Genomic DNA, 15,566 nt, shown 5'->3' with positions numbered 1-15,566 from the left:
TGAGGCGCAGAACAGGCTAGAAGCGCTTTTGCTTCGGCGTCTTCTCTGGCAGGTTCGAGCCCTCCCAGCCGCGGCGGATCGACCGCGAACCGCGGTGCTCGTCGCGTGAGCGGTACACGATGTACGGCCGGAACAGATAGCCGATCGGTGCAGAGAACACGTGCACGAGGCGCGTGAACGGCCACAGGATGAACAGCAGCGTGGCGCTGATCGCGTGCAGCTGGAACAGCAGCGGTGCGTCGATCATGAGCGCCGGGTCCGGTTGAAAGAAGAGGATGCTGCGCACCCACGGCGAGATGGTCTCGCGATAGTTGTAACCCCCGCCGATGATCTGATGCGCGATCGTCGCCGCGGTGCCGATCGCGATGGTGAGCGACAGGAACACGTACATGACCTTGTCCATCACTGTCGTGGCAAGAAACACTGTGCCCACCGTGCGGCGCCGGAAGATCAGAATCGCCAGCCCGGCAACGAGCATCGCTGCTGCGGCAGAGCCGAGTACAGTCGCTCCCCAGTGGTACATGTGCTCGTCGATGCCGATGGCGTAGAGCCACTCCCGGGGAATCAGAAGCCCGACAATGTGCCCTCCGAGAACTAACAGCGCCCCGAAGTGGAACATGGGCGATCCCAAACGCAGCAGACGGGTCTCGTACACCTCGCTCGAGCGGCTCGTCCAGCCGAACTGGTCATAGCGGTACCGCCAGATGTGCCCGACGATAAAGACAGCGATGCCCGCGTAGGGCAGCGCGACCCAGAGAACGAAGTCGAGGGCGTTCATGCCCCGACCTCCTCGCGTGCGGAGTAGGGCTTCAAGTCGCCGAGGAAGGTCAGCCCGACCAACTCGGTCGGCGGTCCGTCGTTGACAAGACTCAGGTAGCGATCGCGCGTTTCGGCGTCGATCTCGGGCAGCGACGCCGCAACCGCCTCGATCAGATGCCGGTAAGGGCTCTGCATGCCGGTGAGCGCCGCCCGCAGCACCTCGATGCCGTCGCGGTGCGCCGCCAGCAGATCGATCGCAATGTCAGACGCGCTCGCCGCCGAGAACTCCAGCACGGCGGGGAGGTAATCCGGAAGCTCCTCATCGCCCGGCTCGCAGCCGGCGGCCCGGTACGCCTCGATGAAGCGCACGAGGGCCATGCCGCGCTTGCGCGTGTCTCCGGCCGCGTAGTACGTGAGGTACATGGCGCACTTGCGCTTCAGATCGAACGTGGCGACGTAGTTTTGCTCCAGCTCTTCGGCCTCAGCATCCGCCATCGCCGTCAGAAAATGGAGAAACCGCTCAGCGATCGAGATCGGGAGGCTCCCGACGGCGTCGGCGACGGCAGGCCAGGCCGCACGCCGTTGCGCATCGGGGTAATCGAGCAGAATGGATGCCGCCATATGGGCGATGCGCCGCTGGTCTGGCGTGAGTTGCAACGGCGGAACAGGCTCGGGCAGCGGCTTGACGGGACTCATTGCTCGTCTTTCTTCTTGTCGGGCGGGAACATGCCGTCTGGGCGGCCATTGCCGTCCCAATTGAGTAGGTTCACCCGGCCGGGCGATGATGGCCGGTCGGCCGTCTGGCGATCCTTCAGCACATGGAAGTTCTCGACGGCGACGGGCTCGGGGCCGTGGCCGCTCGAGAGGCCGAGCGGGCCCGCCCCGCCCATTCCAGGGCCGCCCTCGTAGTCGAGCGAGCAGGCAAGCTCGTCGAGCTCGCGCGCCTGCTCCGAGTGCGCCTGCGGAATGACGTAGCGCTCCTCGTACTTTGCGATCGCGAGAAGCCGATACATTTTCTCCATCTCGGTTCCCGTCATGCCGACAGCTTCGGCGATCGACTCGTCTCGCCCCTCGTCGAGGTTGATGCCGCGCATGTACGAGCGCATGGCCGCCAGCTTCTGCAGCGACTCCGTCACGGGGCCCAGGTCGCCCGCGCTGAACAACCCGGCGAGGTACTCCATGGGAATGCGCAGCTGGTCGATGGCGGCGAAGAGGTTGTTCGCGTCTTCGCCGTCGTTGCCGCTTCCCGCGACGACGTCGACAACGGGTGACAGCGGTGGGATGTACCAGACCATCGGCATTGTGCGGTATTCCGGATGCAGCGGCAGAGCGACGCGGTACTCGTTGATGAGCTTGTAGATCGGGCTGTTCTGAGCTGCCTCGATCCAGTCCTCGGGAATCTCTTCTGCACGCGCCGCTTCGATGACGGCCGGGTCGTGCGGATCGAGAATGATGTCGCGCTGCGCCTCGAGAAGATCTTTCTCATCTTCGACGCTCGCGGCGTCGAGAACGCGGTCGGCATCGTAGAGCACGAGCCCGAGGTAGCGCAGCCGCCCGACGCAGGTCTCGCTGCACACGGTGGGCAGCCCCACCTCGAGGCGCGGGTAGCACAGCGTGCACTTCTCCGCTTTGCCTGTCTTGTGGTTGAAGTAGACCTTCTTGTAGGGGCACCCCGACACGCACATGCGCCAGCCGCGGCACTGATCCTGGTCGACGAGCACGATGCCGTCTTCGCTGCGCTTGTACATGGCGCCAGACGGGCACGAGGCGACGCACGACGGGTTGAGGCAGTGCTCGCAGATGCGCGGAAGGTAGAACATGAACGACTGCTCGAACTCCATGGCGACGTGGTCGCTCATGTGCTTGAGAATCGGATCGTTCTGCACCGTCTCGGGCGAGCCGCCCAGGTTGTCGTCCCAGTTGGCCGACCAGCCGATCTTCATGTCATCGCCGGTGAGCAGCGACTTCGGCTTGGCGACGGGCGTATGTTCGCCCGCAGGGGCGTTCAGCAGCATGTCGTAGTCGTACGTCCAGGGCTCGTAGTAGTCCTCGATCTCGGGCAGCTTCGGGTTGTAGAAGATGCTCGCGAGCTTCTGAATGCGCCCGCCCGAGCGCAGCTTGAGCCGCCCGCGCTTGGTGCGCACCCAGCCGCCGCCCCACTTCTCCTGGTCTTCGTATTCGCGCGGATATCCGACGCCGGGTTTCGTCTCGACGTTGTTGAACCACACGTACTCGACACCGGTTCGGTTCGTCCACGCCTGCTTGCAGGTGACAGAGCAGGTGTGGCACCCGATGCATTTGTCGATGTTCATCACCATTGACATCTGAGCCATGACGCGCATCAGTATTCGACCTCCTGGCTGCGACGGCGAATCACCGTCACCTCGTCTCGCTGGTTTCCTGTTGGTCCGAGATAGTTGAATGCAAACGAGAGCTGCGCGTAGCCGCCGATGAGGTGGCTCGGCTTCAGCAGCACGCGTGTGAGTGAGTTGTGGATGCCGCCGCGCAGACCGCTCGTCTCGGTCTTCGGAACATCCACCGTGCGGTCCTTTGCGTGGTACATGAACACAGTGCCTTCCGGCATCCGGTGCGACACGATGGCGCGGGCGACGACGACGCCATTGCGGTTGTACGACTCGATCCACTCGTTGTCGCGCACGCCGATCTTGTCGGCATCCTGAGGCGACATCCAGATGGTCGGGCCGCCGCGGCTGAGCGAGAGCATGAACAGGTTGTCTTGGTACTCGGAGTGAATCGACCATTTCGAGTGCGGAGTCAGGTAGCGCACCGCGACCTCGGCCCTCCCGTGGGATCCCGGAGCTCCCGTCGGTGCCGTCGACCCGACCTGAGAATCGCCGTACAGCCGGTAGAGGTCGAGCGGCGGACGGTAGATCGGCAGCGCCTCGCCGAGCTCGAGCATCCAGTCGTGATCGAGGTAGAAGTGCATGCGTCCCGTGAGCGTGTGCCACGGCTTCTTGTGCTCGACGTTCACAGCGAACGCCGTGTAGCGGCGCCCGCCGTGCTCGGAGCCCGACCACTCGGGGGAGGTGACGACGGCCACAGGTCGCGCCTGCACGTCGGGGAACGTGATGCGGGTCTCTTCCGACCCCGCTGCGAGCTCCTCGAGGCTCGACTGCCCCGTGTGGGCACCGAGCTTCTCGAAGCCCTGCAGCGCGAGCCTGCCGTTCGTCGTTCCCGAGAACGCCAGCACCATCTCGCACGCGCGCACATCGGTGTCGAGGCGAACACTGCCGGCAAACGGGCCGTCCTGCACGAGTCCGTTCACGCGGCCGAGCTTCTCGATCTCGGGCGTCGGATCGTAGGTGATTCCCTTCGTCTGCATTCCCAGCTTCGCCGTGAGCGGCCCGAGGGCGCTCATCTGCTCGGCGAGCTTCGTGTAGTCGCGCTCGACGACGATGAGCTTCGGCATGCTCACGCCGGGAACGAGCGGCGCATCATCGGTGACCGTGCCGTTTGGCGTCGCCATGGCGTCTGCCGTGTCGTGCAGGAGCGGGGCGGCGACGAGGTCTTCGCGCACGCCCAGATGCGTGACTGCCATGTCGCTCATCTTCTTCGCGAGCGTGTGGAAGATGTCGAAGTCAGTGCGCGTCTGCCACGGCGGCTGAATTGCCGGGTTGAACGAGTGCACGAACGGGTGCATGTCTGTCGACGAGAGATCGTGCTTCTCGTACCAGGTGGCTGCGGGGAGCACGACGTCAGAGAACAGCGTCGTGCTCGTCATGCGGAAGTCGGCGGTGAAGAGCAGATCGAGCTTGCCCTCCGGTGCTTCGTCGTGCCACGTCATTGTGCGCGGGCGCCTGTCGCCCTCCGCCTCGGGAGCGCGCACCGCGGCATCCGTTCCCAAGAGGTGCTTGAGGAAGTATTCGTTTCCCTTGCCGGAGGAGCCCAGAATGTTTCCGCGCCAGATGCTGAGAACTCGGGGAAAGTTCTCGGGGCTGTCTGGGTCTTCGCAGGCGAAGTGCAGGCTGCCGTCTTTCAGGCTGTCGATCACGTACTGCTGCGGTTCGACGCCTGTGGCTCGAGCCTCGTCGACGATGTCGAGCGGGTTCTTGTCGAAGGTGGGGTAGCTGGGCATCCACCCGCGCTTTGCCGACTCCACCATGCAGTCAGCCGTGGTGCGATCGGCGAACTGGCCTTTCGCGAGCGGCGAGGCAAGCTGATCGGCCGGCAGTCCGTCGTAGCGCCACTGGTCTGTGGCGAGGTACCAGAACGCTGTGCCGATCATGTTGCGCGCGGGGCGCACCCAGTCGGCGGCGAGCTGATACTGGTTGTAGCCGGTGAGCGGCCGCACCTTCTCCTGCCCGACGTAGTGTGCCCATCCGCCCCCGTTGACTCCCTGGCATCCGGTGATCGTCGTGAGCGTGAGGAAGGTTCTGTAGATGGTGTCCGAGTGGAACCAGTGGTTGGTGCCCGCGCCCATGATGATCATGGAGCGGCCGTTGCTGCGCTCGGCGTTGTCGGCGAACTCGCGGCCGATGCGGGCGACCTGCTCGGCGTTCACCGAGGTGATCTCCTCTTGCCACGCGGGGGTTCCGGGGGTTGACGGGTCGTCGTACCCTGTGGGCCACTGACCGGGGAGGCCGTCGCGCCCGACGCCGTACTGCGCGAGCAGCAGGTCGAACACCGTCGTGACCGTCTGACCGGCGATGGATGCTGTCGGCACGCCGCGGCGCACGACTCCGGAGCCGCCTGTGTGCGCGTCGCTCGCGCTGTCTCCATTGTCTGTGCCGAATGTGTTGCCTGTGCCGTCTGCCGCGCCGTCTGTCGGCGTCAAATCGAACCGCGGCAGGTCGATCGCCGCGGCTTCTCCCGACCAGGCGGGCGAATGCATGATCGACAGCAGCGGGTCGACGTCGCCGAGGTCGAGGTTCCACTTTCCGGTGTCAGCCTCGCTGAAGCGGTGACCGAGCGAACCATTCGGAACGACGGGGGAGCCGCTCTGATCGAGCAGCACCGTCTTGAAGGCGGGGTTCGCCGTTTCGGCATCCGCCCCACCGAGATCGGCGGCAGTGATGAACTTGCCGGGAACCCAGGCGTCGCCGCGTTTCTGCAGGGCAACGAGATACGGCGCATCGGCGAAGCGCTTGAGGTAATCGTTGAAGCGCGGCGTCTCGCGGTCGACGAAGAACTCTTTCAGAATCACGTGGCCCATGGCCATGGCCAGAGCCCCGTCGGTTCCGGGGTGCGGTGCGAGCCACTCGTCGGCGAACTTCGAGTTGTCTGCGTAGTCGGGCGAGACGGTGATCACCTTCTGCCCGCGATACCGCGCCTCGGTCATGAAGTGCGCGTCTGGCGTGCGGGTGACCGGCACGTTGGAGCCCCACATCATGAGGTAGGCGGCGTTGAACCAGTCAGCCGACTCGGGAACATCGGTTTGGTCGCCGAAAACCTGCGGGCTGGCAACGGGCAGGTCGGCGTACCAGTCGTAGAACGACTGCATCGTGCCGCCGATGAGATTGACGAAGCGGGCGCCGACGCCGTGCGAGACCATGCTCATCGCGGGAATCGGCGAGAACCCGGCGACGCGGTCTGGGCCGTACTTCTTGATCGTGTGCACGTGGGCTGCGGCGATGATCTCGGCAGCTTCGTCCCACTCGGCGCGCACAAGACCGCCCTTGCCGCGTGCCCGCTTGTAGGTCTTCGCCTTCTCGGGGTCGCTGGTGATCTCGTCCCACGCGGCGACCGGGTCGCCGAGGCGCTGCTTTGCCTCCCGGTACATCTGCAGCAGCACACCACGCACGTAGGGGTAGCGCACGCGCGTCGGCGAGTAGGTGTACCAGCTGAACGCGGCGCCTCGGGGGCATCCGCGTGGCTCGTACTCGGGCATGTCGGGGCCGACAGACGGGTAATCGGTCTGCTGGGTCTCCCACGTGATGATGCCGTCTTTCACGTACACCTTCCACGAGCAGGAGCCCGTGCAGTTGACGCCGTGCGTCGAGCGAACGACCTTGTCGTGCGACCAGCGATCGCGGTAGAAGGAGTCGCCGGCGCGCCCGCCCTTCAGATACACGGAACGCAGATCGTCTGACACCTCGCCCGGGCGAAGGTAGCGCCCGAGGTTCACAAGCGAGTCGGCGAGCGGCCCGTCGGTGCGGGCTCCGCTGTCGACCCGGTGCGGTGCGGTGCGTGTGCGCTTCGCCATCTGATCCTTACCTTTCATCGTTCGTCGTGCCCGAGCATCCGGTGCTGGCTTCTGCGTGCCTCAACTCGGCTTCTCCGCCCCGGGTCTCGCGTAGTACCACCAGGCGAGCCCGGTGCAGAAGCCGCACCAGGCCGCGCAGATGATGAAGAACGTCGTGGGGCTCATCACCGAGAGGGCCATGCCGACGAGAAACGGACCAAACGAGCCAATGGATGCTGTCCAGCCGATCGTTCCGCCCGCCTGCACCTTCGTGAAGATCATGGGCATCTGCTTGAACGTTCCCGCGTTGGCGAAGCCCGAGAAGAAGAAGACGAGCAGCATGCCGGTGAGGAATCCCCAGAACTCGTTCACGCTCGACGGCGAGAGGAAGAACAGGGTGACGATGGTGCCCGCCGTCATACCGAGGCCGCCGGTGAATGTGAACTTCGCACCGCCCCACTTGTCACAGAGCGGCCCGCACGCGGCGCGGACGCCGGCGCCGAGCAGCGGGCCGATCCATGCCCACGCGAGGGGGTTCGGCGCGTTGTCGAAGCCGCCGAAGACGTCGCCGATGATGAGCCCAGTCTGCGCGGCGAGGCCAGAGAACGCCCCGAACGACATGAGGTAGAGCGCCGACATGATCCAGGTGTGCTTCAGCCCGAAGATGTTCATCTGCTGCCGAAAGTTCGCTTTCACCGGAACCCGGCGCAAGAACACGATCGCGGCGATCGCGGCGAGCAGCACCCACGGCACCATCACGAGGCCGCCGTTGTGCAGCCAGACGAGGGTGCCGTCTGTCTGCGACTGCGGCGTCAGCGCGGCGGTGCCGAGCAGGCCGAAGCCCACGACCCAGGGCACGAGAAACTGAACGATGCCGATGCCGAAGTTGCCGATTCCGGCTTGCAGTCCGAGCGCTGTTCCCGAGAGACGTTTGGGAAAGAAGTAGCTCGTCGAGGCCATGAGGCCGCTGAAACTGCCTCCGCCGACACCGGCGCTGAACGACAGAAGCATCAGAAACCAGAACGGAATCGTCGGGTCGCGCACGACCACCGTCCACCCGAGCAGCGGAATCAAGAGAAGAAACGCCGACAGGGCGACGATGGTGCGGGTGCCGAGAAGCGGCGGAAGAAACATGAACAGCAGGCGAATGAGGCCGCCCGCCAGCCCGGGGAGCGCGACAAGCCAGTAGAGCTCCTGGTCGGTGAGCGAGTAGCCAATGTCGTTGAGGCGCGGCGCGATGGCACTCACGAGATACCACGTGGCGAACGCCAGGATCATCGTGAATGTCGTGATCCAGAGGGTGCGCCAGGCGCGTGCGCTGTCCCAGGTCTCGGGCTGCTCAGGATCCCAGTTCGATAAGTCCGGCTTCAGGCGGAGGACATTCTCGTTCGTATCCGTCGTCGCGTCCACGTTTCCTCCTCCAACCACGTAACGCTGTAGCCGAAATCAGCACCTGTGCCTTGACTGTGGAGCCTATCGAGGGGCCACTGGGTTAGGACAGGCTAACTTCTCTGAGCTACCGGCCGGGAAATACCCCCGGCTGCTTCGAGTTTTGCCGGTAATCAGGCTGTCCGCGTGCGAAACCACCGTGTTTAATCAGACGTTCATCAGGCGGGCCGACAGAAGTCGTGGGCACGGGCATTGTGCAGGGCTGCGGATATCGTGCAGGGGTGTGCGGATGCACGTTGTCCGTGAGCGTGCACGTTTCACGGAGGCGGGCGCGCGCACCGCGCAGCGACGGCGGGCATTGCCTACACTTGCGGTATGGATCACGCCCCATCGAGCAGAGTCGCCCGGGTCATTACGGTGTCGGATCGCGCCAGCACCGGGCAGCGCGAAGACAGGTCGGGGCCCGCCGCCGTGTCGCTGCTCGTGGAGGCCGGATGGACGGCCGACGTGCGGGTGGTTCCCGACGACATCGACGCGATTGCGGGCAGCATCCGCTCGGGTATCGACATCGGAGCTCGACTGATCGTGACGACGGGCGGCACGGGCGTTGCCCCTCGAGATGTCACACCGCAGGCGACGGTTCCGCTTCTGCGGCTGAGTCTTCCGGGCATTGCCGAGCAGATTCGCCGGGTGGGGGCCGAGAATGTGGCGGGCGCCATTCTCTCGCGCGGCGTCGCCGGCGTGATCGGCCCGGCGCTGGTTGTGAACCTCGCCGGCTCGACAGGGGCGGTGCGCGACGGCATCCCGGTGATTCTCTCGGTCGCTGATCACGTGCTGAGCCAGCTTGACGGAGGAGACCACTGATGATTCGCACAGCGAGCGTCTCTGAGAGCGCCCTCGACGTCACAGGGCACATGGATGCTGTCGCGCACGCGCAGCAGGGGGCGAGCGCACTGTTCGTGGGAACTGTGCGCGACAACGACCCGGATGCCGTGGGGCGCGTCGTCGAGCTGGAGTACAGTGCGCATCCGGATGCCGAGGCGGTTCTTGCCGAGCTCGCTGCGGCGGTGGACGCCGACGGACTGCGCATCGCCGTGAGCCACCGCGTCGGCAGTCTCGGCATCGGCGATGCGGCGATCGTCTGCGCCGTGTCGAGCGTTCATCGGGCAGAGGCCTTCGACGTCTGCCGCGCACTCGTTGAATCGGTGAAGGCCGAGCTTCCGGTGTGGAAGAAGCAGATCGAGGCCGACGGCAGCTACGGCTGGGTGGGCCTCGGCCGTCTTGCGTAACAGCGCGATCGCCGCCGGGTGCTGCGCAGCATCCGGTGATGGGGTTTTCATCGTCGGAGGCTTGGCGTAGCGTGTCGCGCATGAACGACTGGGCGAAGTCTCGTGACGATGCCGCGCCGAGCGCAGCGGTTCTCGATTGGATGCTCGATACCGACCCTGCGCTGCGATGGCAGGTCGAGCGTGACATCGCCGGAGCTCCGCCCGAGATCTGGCAGGCGACGCGATCGCGTGTGGCGATCGAGGGCTTCGGCGCCCGGCTGCTGGCGGAGCAAGACACCGATGGGCAGTGGGCGGGAGGGGCATATTTTCCCGCCGGGTTCTTCGGCAGTGCCGAGGCAGACGAGCCCGGGCAGCCGTGGACGGCGACGACGTGGTCGCTCAAGGACCTGCGCGAATGGGGCCTCGATGCCGATGGGCTAGCAGGAACGGCGGCGAAGCTGGAGGCGAACAGTCGCTGGGAGTACGACGATCTGCCGTACTGGGGCGGCGAGGTCGACGTGTGCATCAACGCGTTCACACTCGCGACCGGCGCATGGCTCGGCGCTGACGTCTCGCAGCTTGCCGCGTGGTTTCCTGCACATCGCCTCGCCGATGGTGGCTGGAACTGCGAGGCGGAAGAAGGGAACTCGACGCGGTCATCGTTCCACTCCACCCTGAACGCGATCCGCGGGATGCTGCACTACGAGAAGATCAGCGGCGACGAGAGCCTCCGGGATGCGCGCCACGGCGGTGAGGAGTACCTGCTGAAACGGCGCCTGCTGTCTCGAGAGTCGACGGGTGAGCCAGTCGGCGATTTCGTCGAGCAGTTCACCTACCCGAACCGTTATCAGTACAGTGCACTGGCCGCACTCGAGCACTTTCGAGAGGTCTCGCTTTATGAGGGGCGCTCGCCAGACCCTCGTCTCGCTGACGCCGTTGACTTGGTCAGGACGCAGCGACAGCCCGACGGCACGTGGTTGCAGGGCGGCCGGATGCCGGGGCGCGCCTGGTTCGACATCGATGTTCCCGTGGGCGAACCGTCACCGTGGCTCACGATGATGGGCATCCGGGTTCTCGATTGGTGGGATCGCGCATCGTGAGTTCGCGAACCGTTCGCTCGTGAACGCGGGGGGAGCGGGTGCACACCTCGCCCGACGATGAGTGCATTTATCAGCATCCGTGTCATATTTCATTTGTTGCACGTAACACGCGTGACAAACAGTGGTTGTCGGTGCAAGTATTTTGACATGATCACTTCGCTCCCCATTCTCGACATGTCCCGTCTCAACGCTGGTGCTGATGAGGCCGCCGCGTTCTGCGCCGAACTGCGCGACGTGACGCACGAGGTCGGCTTCTTCTACCTGGTGGGGCACGGCGTTCCGCAAGAGCTCATCGATGACGTGCTCGACGTGTCGCGCCGGTTCTTCGACCTGCCCGCCCAGCAGAAGCTCGCCATCGAGAACGTGAACAGCCCGCAGTTTCGCGGCTACACCCGCATGGGCGGCGAATTGACGGCAGGCGAGGTGGACTGGCGCGAGCAGATCGACGTGGGCCCCGAGCGCGCTGCGGTGGCCGATGCTGACGGCGTTGCGGACTATTGGCGCCTCGAGGGGCCGAACCAGTGGCCATCGGAGCTCCCTGAGCTTCAGAAGACCGTGACCGAGTGGACGGACCGACTCAATGAGGTTGCGCTGCGGCTGCTGCGCACGTGGGCGGTGTCGCTCGGCGCCCCCGAGAACGTGTTCGACGAGGCCTTCGCGACAGATCCGTTCTCTGTGCTGAAGATCGTGCGGTACCCCGGCGAGTCCGATCCGGAGCCCAAGCAGGGCGTCGGCCACCACCGTGACGGCGGCGTACTGACGCTTCTGCTCGTCGAAGAGGGCAAGGACGGCCTGCAGGTGGAGCACGAGGGGGAGTGGATCGACGCTCCCAGCGTGCCCGGCGCGTTCGTCGTGAACATCGGCGAGATGCTCGAGCTGGCAACGGGCGGCTACCTCAAGGCGACCCTGCACCGCGTGATCTCGCCGCTCAAGGGCACAGACCGCATCTCGCTGCCGTTCTTCTTCAACCCGCACCTCGACACGCGAATGCCCCAGCTTGAGCTCAGCCCCGAGCTCGCCGCCGAGGCGCGAGGACTCTCCGTCGATCCGACGAACAGCCCGATTCTCGAGACCTACGGCGACAACGCGCTGCGCTACCGCATGCGGGCGCACCCGAACGTCGTTGAGGCGCACCACAAAGACCTGCTCGCCCGCCTGTAGCGGCCGGCGCACAGAGACGAGGGCGGGGTGCTGACCAGCATCCCGCCCTCATCTTTCGCGCTATCGCTCGCGTCTCTTGCGAGGCTCCTTTTTCGGCGGATCCTCGGCCTGCTTGGGAGCCCTCGGGCGCACGACCCCGGTGGTGCGGGAGATTCGATAGTCGATGCGGTCGTCGATGTAGCTTCGCAGCTGGGGAATCTCTGGAATCGTCTCCGTCATTCTGCCGGTGATGTGCGAGGTTACGCGGTCGAGCCGCGCAAGCCTCTCGGCGTAGTCCATCATCCGTCGCTCGTAGGTGAGCCCGCGCACCGTCGCAATGCACATGATGACGAGGATGATGCTGAACGGCAGCGCGGTGATGAGCGATCCCGCTTGCAGTGACTCGAGACCGCCCGCGATGAGCAGTGCGATGGCGACGGCACCCTCGAGCACAGCCCACAGTACGCGCGACCAGGTCGGCGGGTTCGGGTGTCCTCCCGAGGCCAGCATGTCGACGACGAGGGATCCCGAGTCGGACGATGTGATGAAGAAGATCGCGACGAGAAGAATCGCAATCACCGAGAGGATGTTGCCAAGCGGCAGACCCTCCAGTACCTGGAACAGTGACCCCTCCGCCGAGACCGCGCCATCTGTGACGAGATCACCCGCGCCGTAGAACTGCCGGAACAAGCCGGAACCGCCCAGCACCGAGAACCACAGCATCCCGACGATGGTGGGGACGAGAAGCACGCCGGCGATGAACTGGCGAACGGTGCGGCCGCGAGAGATGCGGGCGATGAAAACTCCGACAAACGGGGCCCAGGCGATCCACCAGCCCCAGTAGAAGATGGTCCACGTGGAGAGCCATTCCTGCCCTTCCGCGCCGGTGTATGCGCCGACATCGAATGTCATGTTCAGCACGTTGGCCAGGTAGACGCCGAGCGACTGCACAAGGTTTCGCAGCAGGAACAGCGTCGGGCCGAGAATGAGCATCGTCACCATCAGCAGGCCGGCAAGACTGAGGTTGATGTTCGAGAGCCACTTGATGCCCGCGCCGACGCCGCTCACGACGGAGAGCGTCGCCAGGAACGTGATCACGATGATCAGCACGATGAGAATCGTGTTGTTGACCTCGCCGATCACACCGATGGCGTGCAGGCCGGACGAGATCTGCTTGACTCCGAGTCCCAGTGATGTGGCGATGCCGAAGACCGTGCCGAAGATCGCGAGAATGTCGATCACATCGCCTGGCCACGACTTGACCTTGTCGCCGAAGAGCGGTTCAAGCGCCCATCGAATAGAGACGGGGCGCCCGCGCCTGTGAATCGCATAGGCGAGGGCGAGACCGATGACGGCATAGACGGCCCACGGGTGGAGGCCCCAATGCACGAAGGTCTGTGCCATGGCGAGGCCGGCGATGTCACTCTGGTCGCCCTCCCAGCCGGGCTTCGGGCTCACTGTCGCATAGGTGAGCGGTTCACCGACGCCGTAGAACACGAGGCCGATCCCCATACCGGCGGCGAAGAGCATGGCGAACCACGACATGACGCCGAACTCGGGTTTATCTTCGTCTCGGCCGAGCTTCACCGCGCCGAGGCGTGAGAACGCCAGGACGATCATGAAGGCGACGAAGCCTCCGATGACGAGCATGTAGTACCAGCCGACATTCGCGACGATCCAACCCTGAGCGTCGCTGAATACCTTCGCCGTTCCTTTGGGGAAGGCGACGGCAAGCACCACGACCGCGACGATGATGATCAGCGCTGGCCAGAACACCCGCGGCGCGATCAGGCCCTTGCCCAGACGCACTCCCTGCCGTTTGAGCTTTTCGGTGATCTGGTCGTCTGTGTCATTCTCGGCGATGTGCATGTGCTGAGGGACCGGCGTCAATGACAGGTCTTCCTCGGGCGCGCCAGGAATGCTCTGAGGCGCAGCGTGGTGATGCTTTTCCTGCTCGTCTGGCGCTGAGGCGTCGACGTTCTGTGCGTCGTTTTCTGGTGTGTCGTTCTCTACGCTCATCACTTTCCGTTCCGTCGGCATCGATGGTGCGGTACTTCATACTGGTCGCAAATCGGGTCACAATCAAAGTGACAGCTCAGGTTTTGCTGCTGATCGTGCGGCGCGATATGCGTGAGAATGCCGGAGTCGGAGAGTAAAAGGATAATAATTCGGTAAAATCTGGTGCGGCCCGAATCCGTGCACTTCTGCATTCTGAGCCATGAACGGCGAGCCCGTCTCGTTCGGGCACGGAGTGCCGCTTCGACTGCGCAATGAGGTGCAACTCGGGTTCAAGCTTGTGAAATGGATTCGGCTATCGGCAGTCGATTTAGCGCGGTCGCTGTCACGCGGCCGGTTTGAGGCCCGTCAGTCGGCGGTGTTCTGCGGAGGGAGCGAGGCGACAAGCGGAGTGTCGCTTCCCACGGCACCGACCTTGGCTGCGCCTCCGGGGGACCCGATGGGCGAGGCCTGCCCCGGCAGCTGCATGGTGAAGAATTCCGCGTTGTCGTGCAGATAATCGGCCCACTCGCTGGGAAGGTCGTCTTCGTAGTAGATCGCCTCAACGGGGCAGACGGGTTCGCATGCGCCGCAGTCGATGCATTCGTCCGGGTGAATGTAGAGAGCGCGTTCGCCCTCATAGATGCAGTCAACGGGGCACTCGTCGACGCACGCCCTGTCGACGACGTCAATGCATGGTTGGGCGATGACGTAGGTCACTTTCGTTCCCTCCCTGAGCTGAGGTGGCGGATAATGGGTATAAACCGCACCATCTTCCGGTTAATTGTACGCGGGAAACCTCGCCGAACGGATCGTCTGAAAGAACAACGATATTTGTGAAGCCACGACAGTATTCTGAAGCGATGACGGTCCACGAGAACGGTGAGGACAGGCACTCGGCACTTGCCTCTCCGATCCGACGCGAGATTCTGCGTGTGCTGCAGGAAACGTCACAGCCCGTCGACGCCGCTGTCATCGCCGAACGGTTCGACATCCATATTACGACCGCCCGATTTCACCTCGATCAGCTGGAGCGGGCGTCGCTCGTGCGCCGTGAAGTTCACCATGGCGGGCAGAGGGGGCGACCGAGGATTGCCTTTCTCGCCGTTCCGGAGGCTCGAGACGAGGATGCTCAGCGGCAGCTCAACGACGTGCTCGCTGACGCCCTAGCCAGCAATGGCGACGCGGCATCGCCGCGAGCGTACGACGCTGGCGACAGGTGGGCCCGACTATATGACCGCGACGTCGACGACGCAGCCGGCGGCATCGAGGAGCCGCTCATGCGTGTGTTCGACGCCATCGGCTTCGCCCCTGAGATGCAGGGAGGCGACTCCGATGCAACGATCGCGCTGCACGCCTGTCCGTTCCGTGACGTGGCGGCGGCGCATCCCGAGGTTGTCTGCGCTGCTCACCGCGGCTTGCTTGATGGCATCGTGCGTCGGCTCGGCCGAGAGACGAACGAGACGACGCTGCTTCCCTTTGTCGAATCAGAATTGTGTCTCGTTCGGCTGCATCGCCCCGCGGTCTCCGAGTAACGCAAAGCGCGGCGCGGAGTCAGGCCGCGGTTCGCGGGTGGGTGCGCGCTCGAGCAGCGAGCGGAGCTACTGCTGCCTCGGCGGCGAGTTCTGATTCGCCGGAGTCTCCTCCCGATCCGATCTGTATGCCGAGTTCGGGCTTGGCCTCGAGGCCTGCCTTCACAACCTTCTCGACGAGGCGTCGGCGGGGCGGCGGGTGCCGAATGTGCTGTCGTACGGAGCGCGGATCTCGGTGATG

Annotated in this window: 12 protein-coding genes and 1 pseudogene; 6 read left to right on the top strand and 7 right to left on the bottom strand. The window is 64.6% G+C overall.

All coding sequences use genetic code 11. The features are described 5' to 3' along the window. Positions 1 to 16: 16 nt before the first annotated feature. From narI to HCR84_RS12530, 5 genes are read right to left on the bottom strand one after another with little or no spacing between them, the layout of a single operon-like run. On the bottom strand, positions 17 to 778 hold the full coding sequence (gene narI, locus HCR84_RS12550) for a respiratory nitrate reductase subunit gamma (RefSeq protein WP_166980525.1): 762 nt from the start codon (positions 776 to 778) through the stop codon (positions 17 to 19). Continuing rightward, positions 775 to 1,455 (bottom strand): nitrate reductase molybdenum cofactor assembly chaperone, encoded by a 681-nt coding sequence (narJ, locus tag HCR84_RS12545; RefSeq protein WP_166980527.1) that lies wholly within the window; start codon positions 1,453 to 1,455, stop codon positions 775 to 777. The genes narI and narJ overlap by 4 nt, the downstream gene beginning before the upstream one ends. After that, on the bottom strand, positions 1,452 to 3,101 hold the full coding sequence (narH, locus tag HCR84_RS12540) for a nitrate reductase subunit beta (RefSeq protein WP_166980529.1): 1,650 nt from the start codon (positions 3,099 to 3,101) through the stop codon (positions 1,452 to 1,454). The genes narJ and narH overlap by 4 nt, the downstream gene beginning before the upstream one ends. Beyond that, entirely contained in the window at positions 3,101 to 6,922 is a 3,822-nt protein-coding gene (locus tag HCR84_RS12535) for a nitrate reductase subunit alpha (protein WP_166980531.1), read from the bottom strand. Before HCR84_RS12535 ends, narH begins: the two co-directional genes overlap by 1 nt. A 60-nt stretch (positions 6,923 to 6,982) precedes the next feature. Next, positions 6,983 to 8,311 (bottom strand): MFS transporter, encoded by a 1,329-nt coding sequence (locus HCR84_RS12530; RefSeq protein ID WP_244972476.1) that lies wholly within the window; start codon positions 8,309 to 8,311, stop codon positions 6,983 to 6,985. A gap of 354 nt (positions 8,312 to 8,665) precedes the next feature. Here HCR84_RS12530 and HCR84_RS12525 point away from each other — a divergent pair, with 354 nt between their 5' ends. The 4 genes from HCR84_RS12525 to HCR84_RS12510 all read left to right on the top strand — a co-directional run bounded on the left by HCR84_RS12525 (position 8,666) and on the right by HCR84_RS12510 (position 11,819). Next, a complete protein-coding gene (locus HCR84_RS12525; RefSeq protein ID WP_166980533.1) occupies positions 8,666 to 9,154 on the top strand; it encodes a MogA/MoaB family molybdenum cofactor biosynthesis protein in 489 nt (162 codons plus the stop codon). Then, entirely contained in the window at positions 9,154 to 9,579 is a 426-nt protein-coding gene (locus tag HCR84_RS12520) for a molybdenum cofactor biosynthesis protein MoaE (RefSeq protein ID WP_166980535.1), read from the top strand. The genes HCR84_RS12525 and HCR84_RS12520 overlap by 1 nt, the downstream gene beginning before the upstream one ends. Positions 9,580 to 9,659: 80 nt before the next feature. Next, positions 9,660 to 10,658 (top strand): squalene cyclase, encoded by a 999-nt coding sequence (locus HCR84_RS12515; protein ID WP_166980537.1) that lies wholly within the window; start codon positions 9,660 to 9,662, stop codon positions 10,656 to 10,658. 147 nt (positions 10,659 to 10,805) lie between these two features. Next, on the top strand, positions 10,806 to 11,819 hold the full coding sequence (locus tag HCR84_RS12510; RefSeq protein WP_195706643.1) for an isopenicillin N synthase family dioxygenase: 1,014 nt from the start codon (positions 10,806 to 10,808) through the stop codon (positions 11,817 to 11,819). Positions 11,820 to 11,879: 60 nt separating this feature from the next. Here HCR84_RS12510 and HCR84_RS12505 read toward each other — a convergent pair whose 3' ends face one another. Next, on the bottom strand, positions 11,880 to 13,817 hold the full coding sequence (locus tag HCR84_RS12505) for a BCCT family transporter (protein WP_166980540.1): 1,938 nt from the start codon (positions 13,815 to 13,817) through the stop codon (positions 11,880 to 11,882). Between the two features lie 199 nt (positions 13,818 to 14,016). Between HCR84_RS12505 and HCR84_RS17830 the strand changes: the two are divergent. Then, positions 14,017 to 14,097, top strand: a pseudogene (locus tag HCR84_RS17830) (hypothetical protein); the annotation flags it as partial. A gap of 65 nt (positions 14,098 to 14,162) precedes the next feature. On the opposite strand, the gene fdxA reads toward HCR84_RS17830, so the two are convergent. After that, on the bottom strand, positions 14,163 to 14,513 hold the full coding sequence (gene fdxA, locus HCR84_RS12495; protein ID WP_166980542.1) for a ferredoxin: 351 nt from the start codon (positions 14,511 to 14,513) through the stop codon (positions 14,163 to 14,165). A gap of 143 nt (positions 14,514 to 14,656) precedes the next feature. Between fdxA and HCR84_RS12490 the strand changes: the two genes are divergently transcribed. Next, positions 14,657 to 15,328: a helix-turn-helix transcriptional regulator gene (locus HCR84_RS12490; protein ID WP_166980544.1), complete on the top strand. Its 672-nt coding sequence runs from the start codon at positions 14,657 to 14,659 to the stop codon at positions 15,326 to 15,328. The last annotated feature ends 238 nt before the right edge of the window (positions 15,329 to 15,566 follow it).

The sequence above is a fragment of the Paramicrobacterium fandaimingii genome, assembly GCF_011751745.2.
Lineage (GTDB): Bacteria > Actinomycetota > Actinomycetes > Actinomycetales > Microbacteriaceae > Paramicrobacterium > Paramicrobacterium fandaimingii.
The sequence above is the reverse complement of the archived record's forward strand: the minus strand, read 5'-3'. Positions and strand labels throughout refer to the sequence as shown.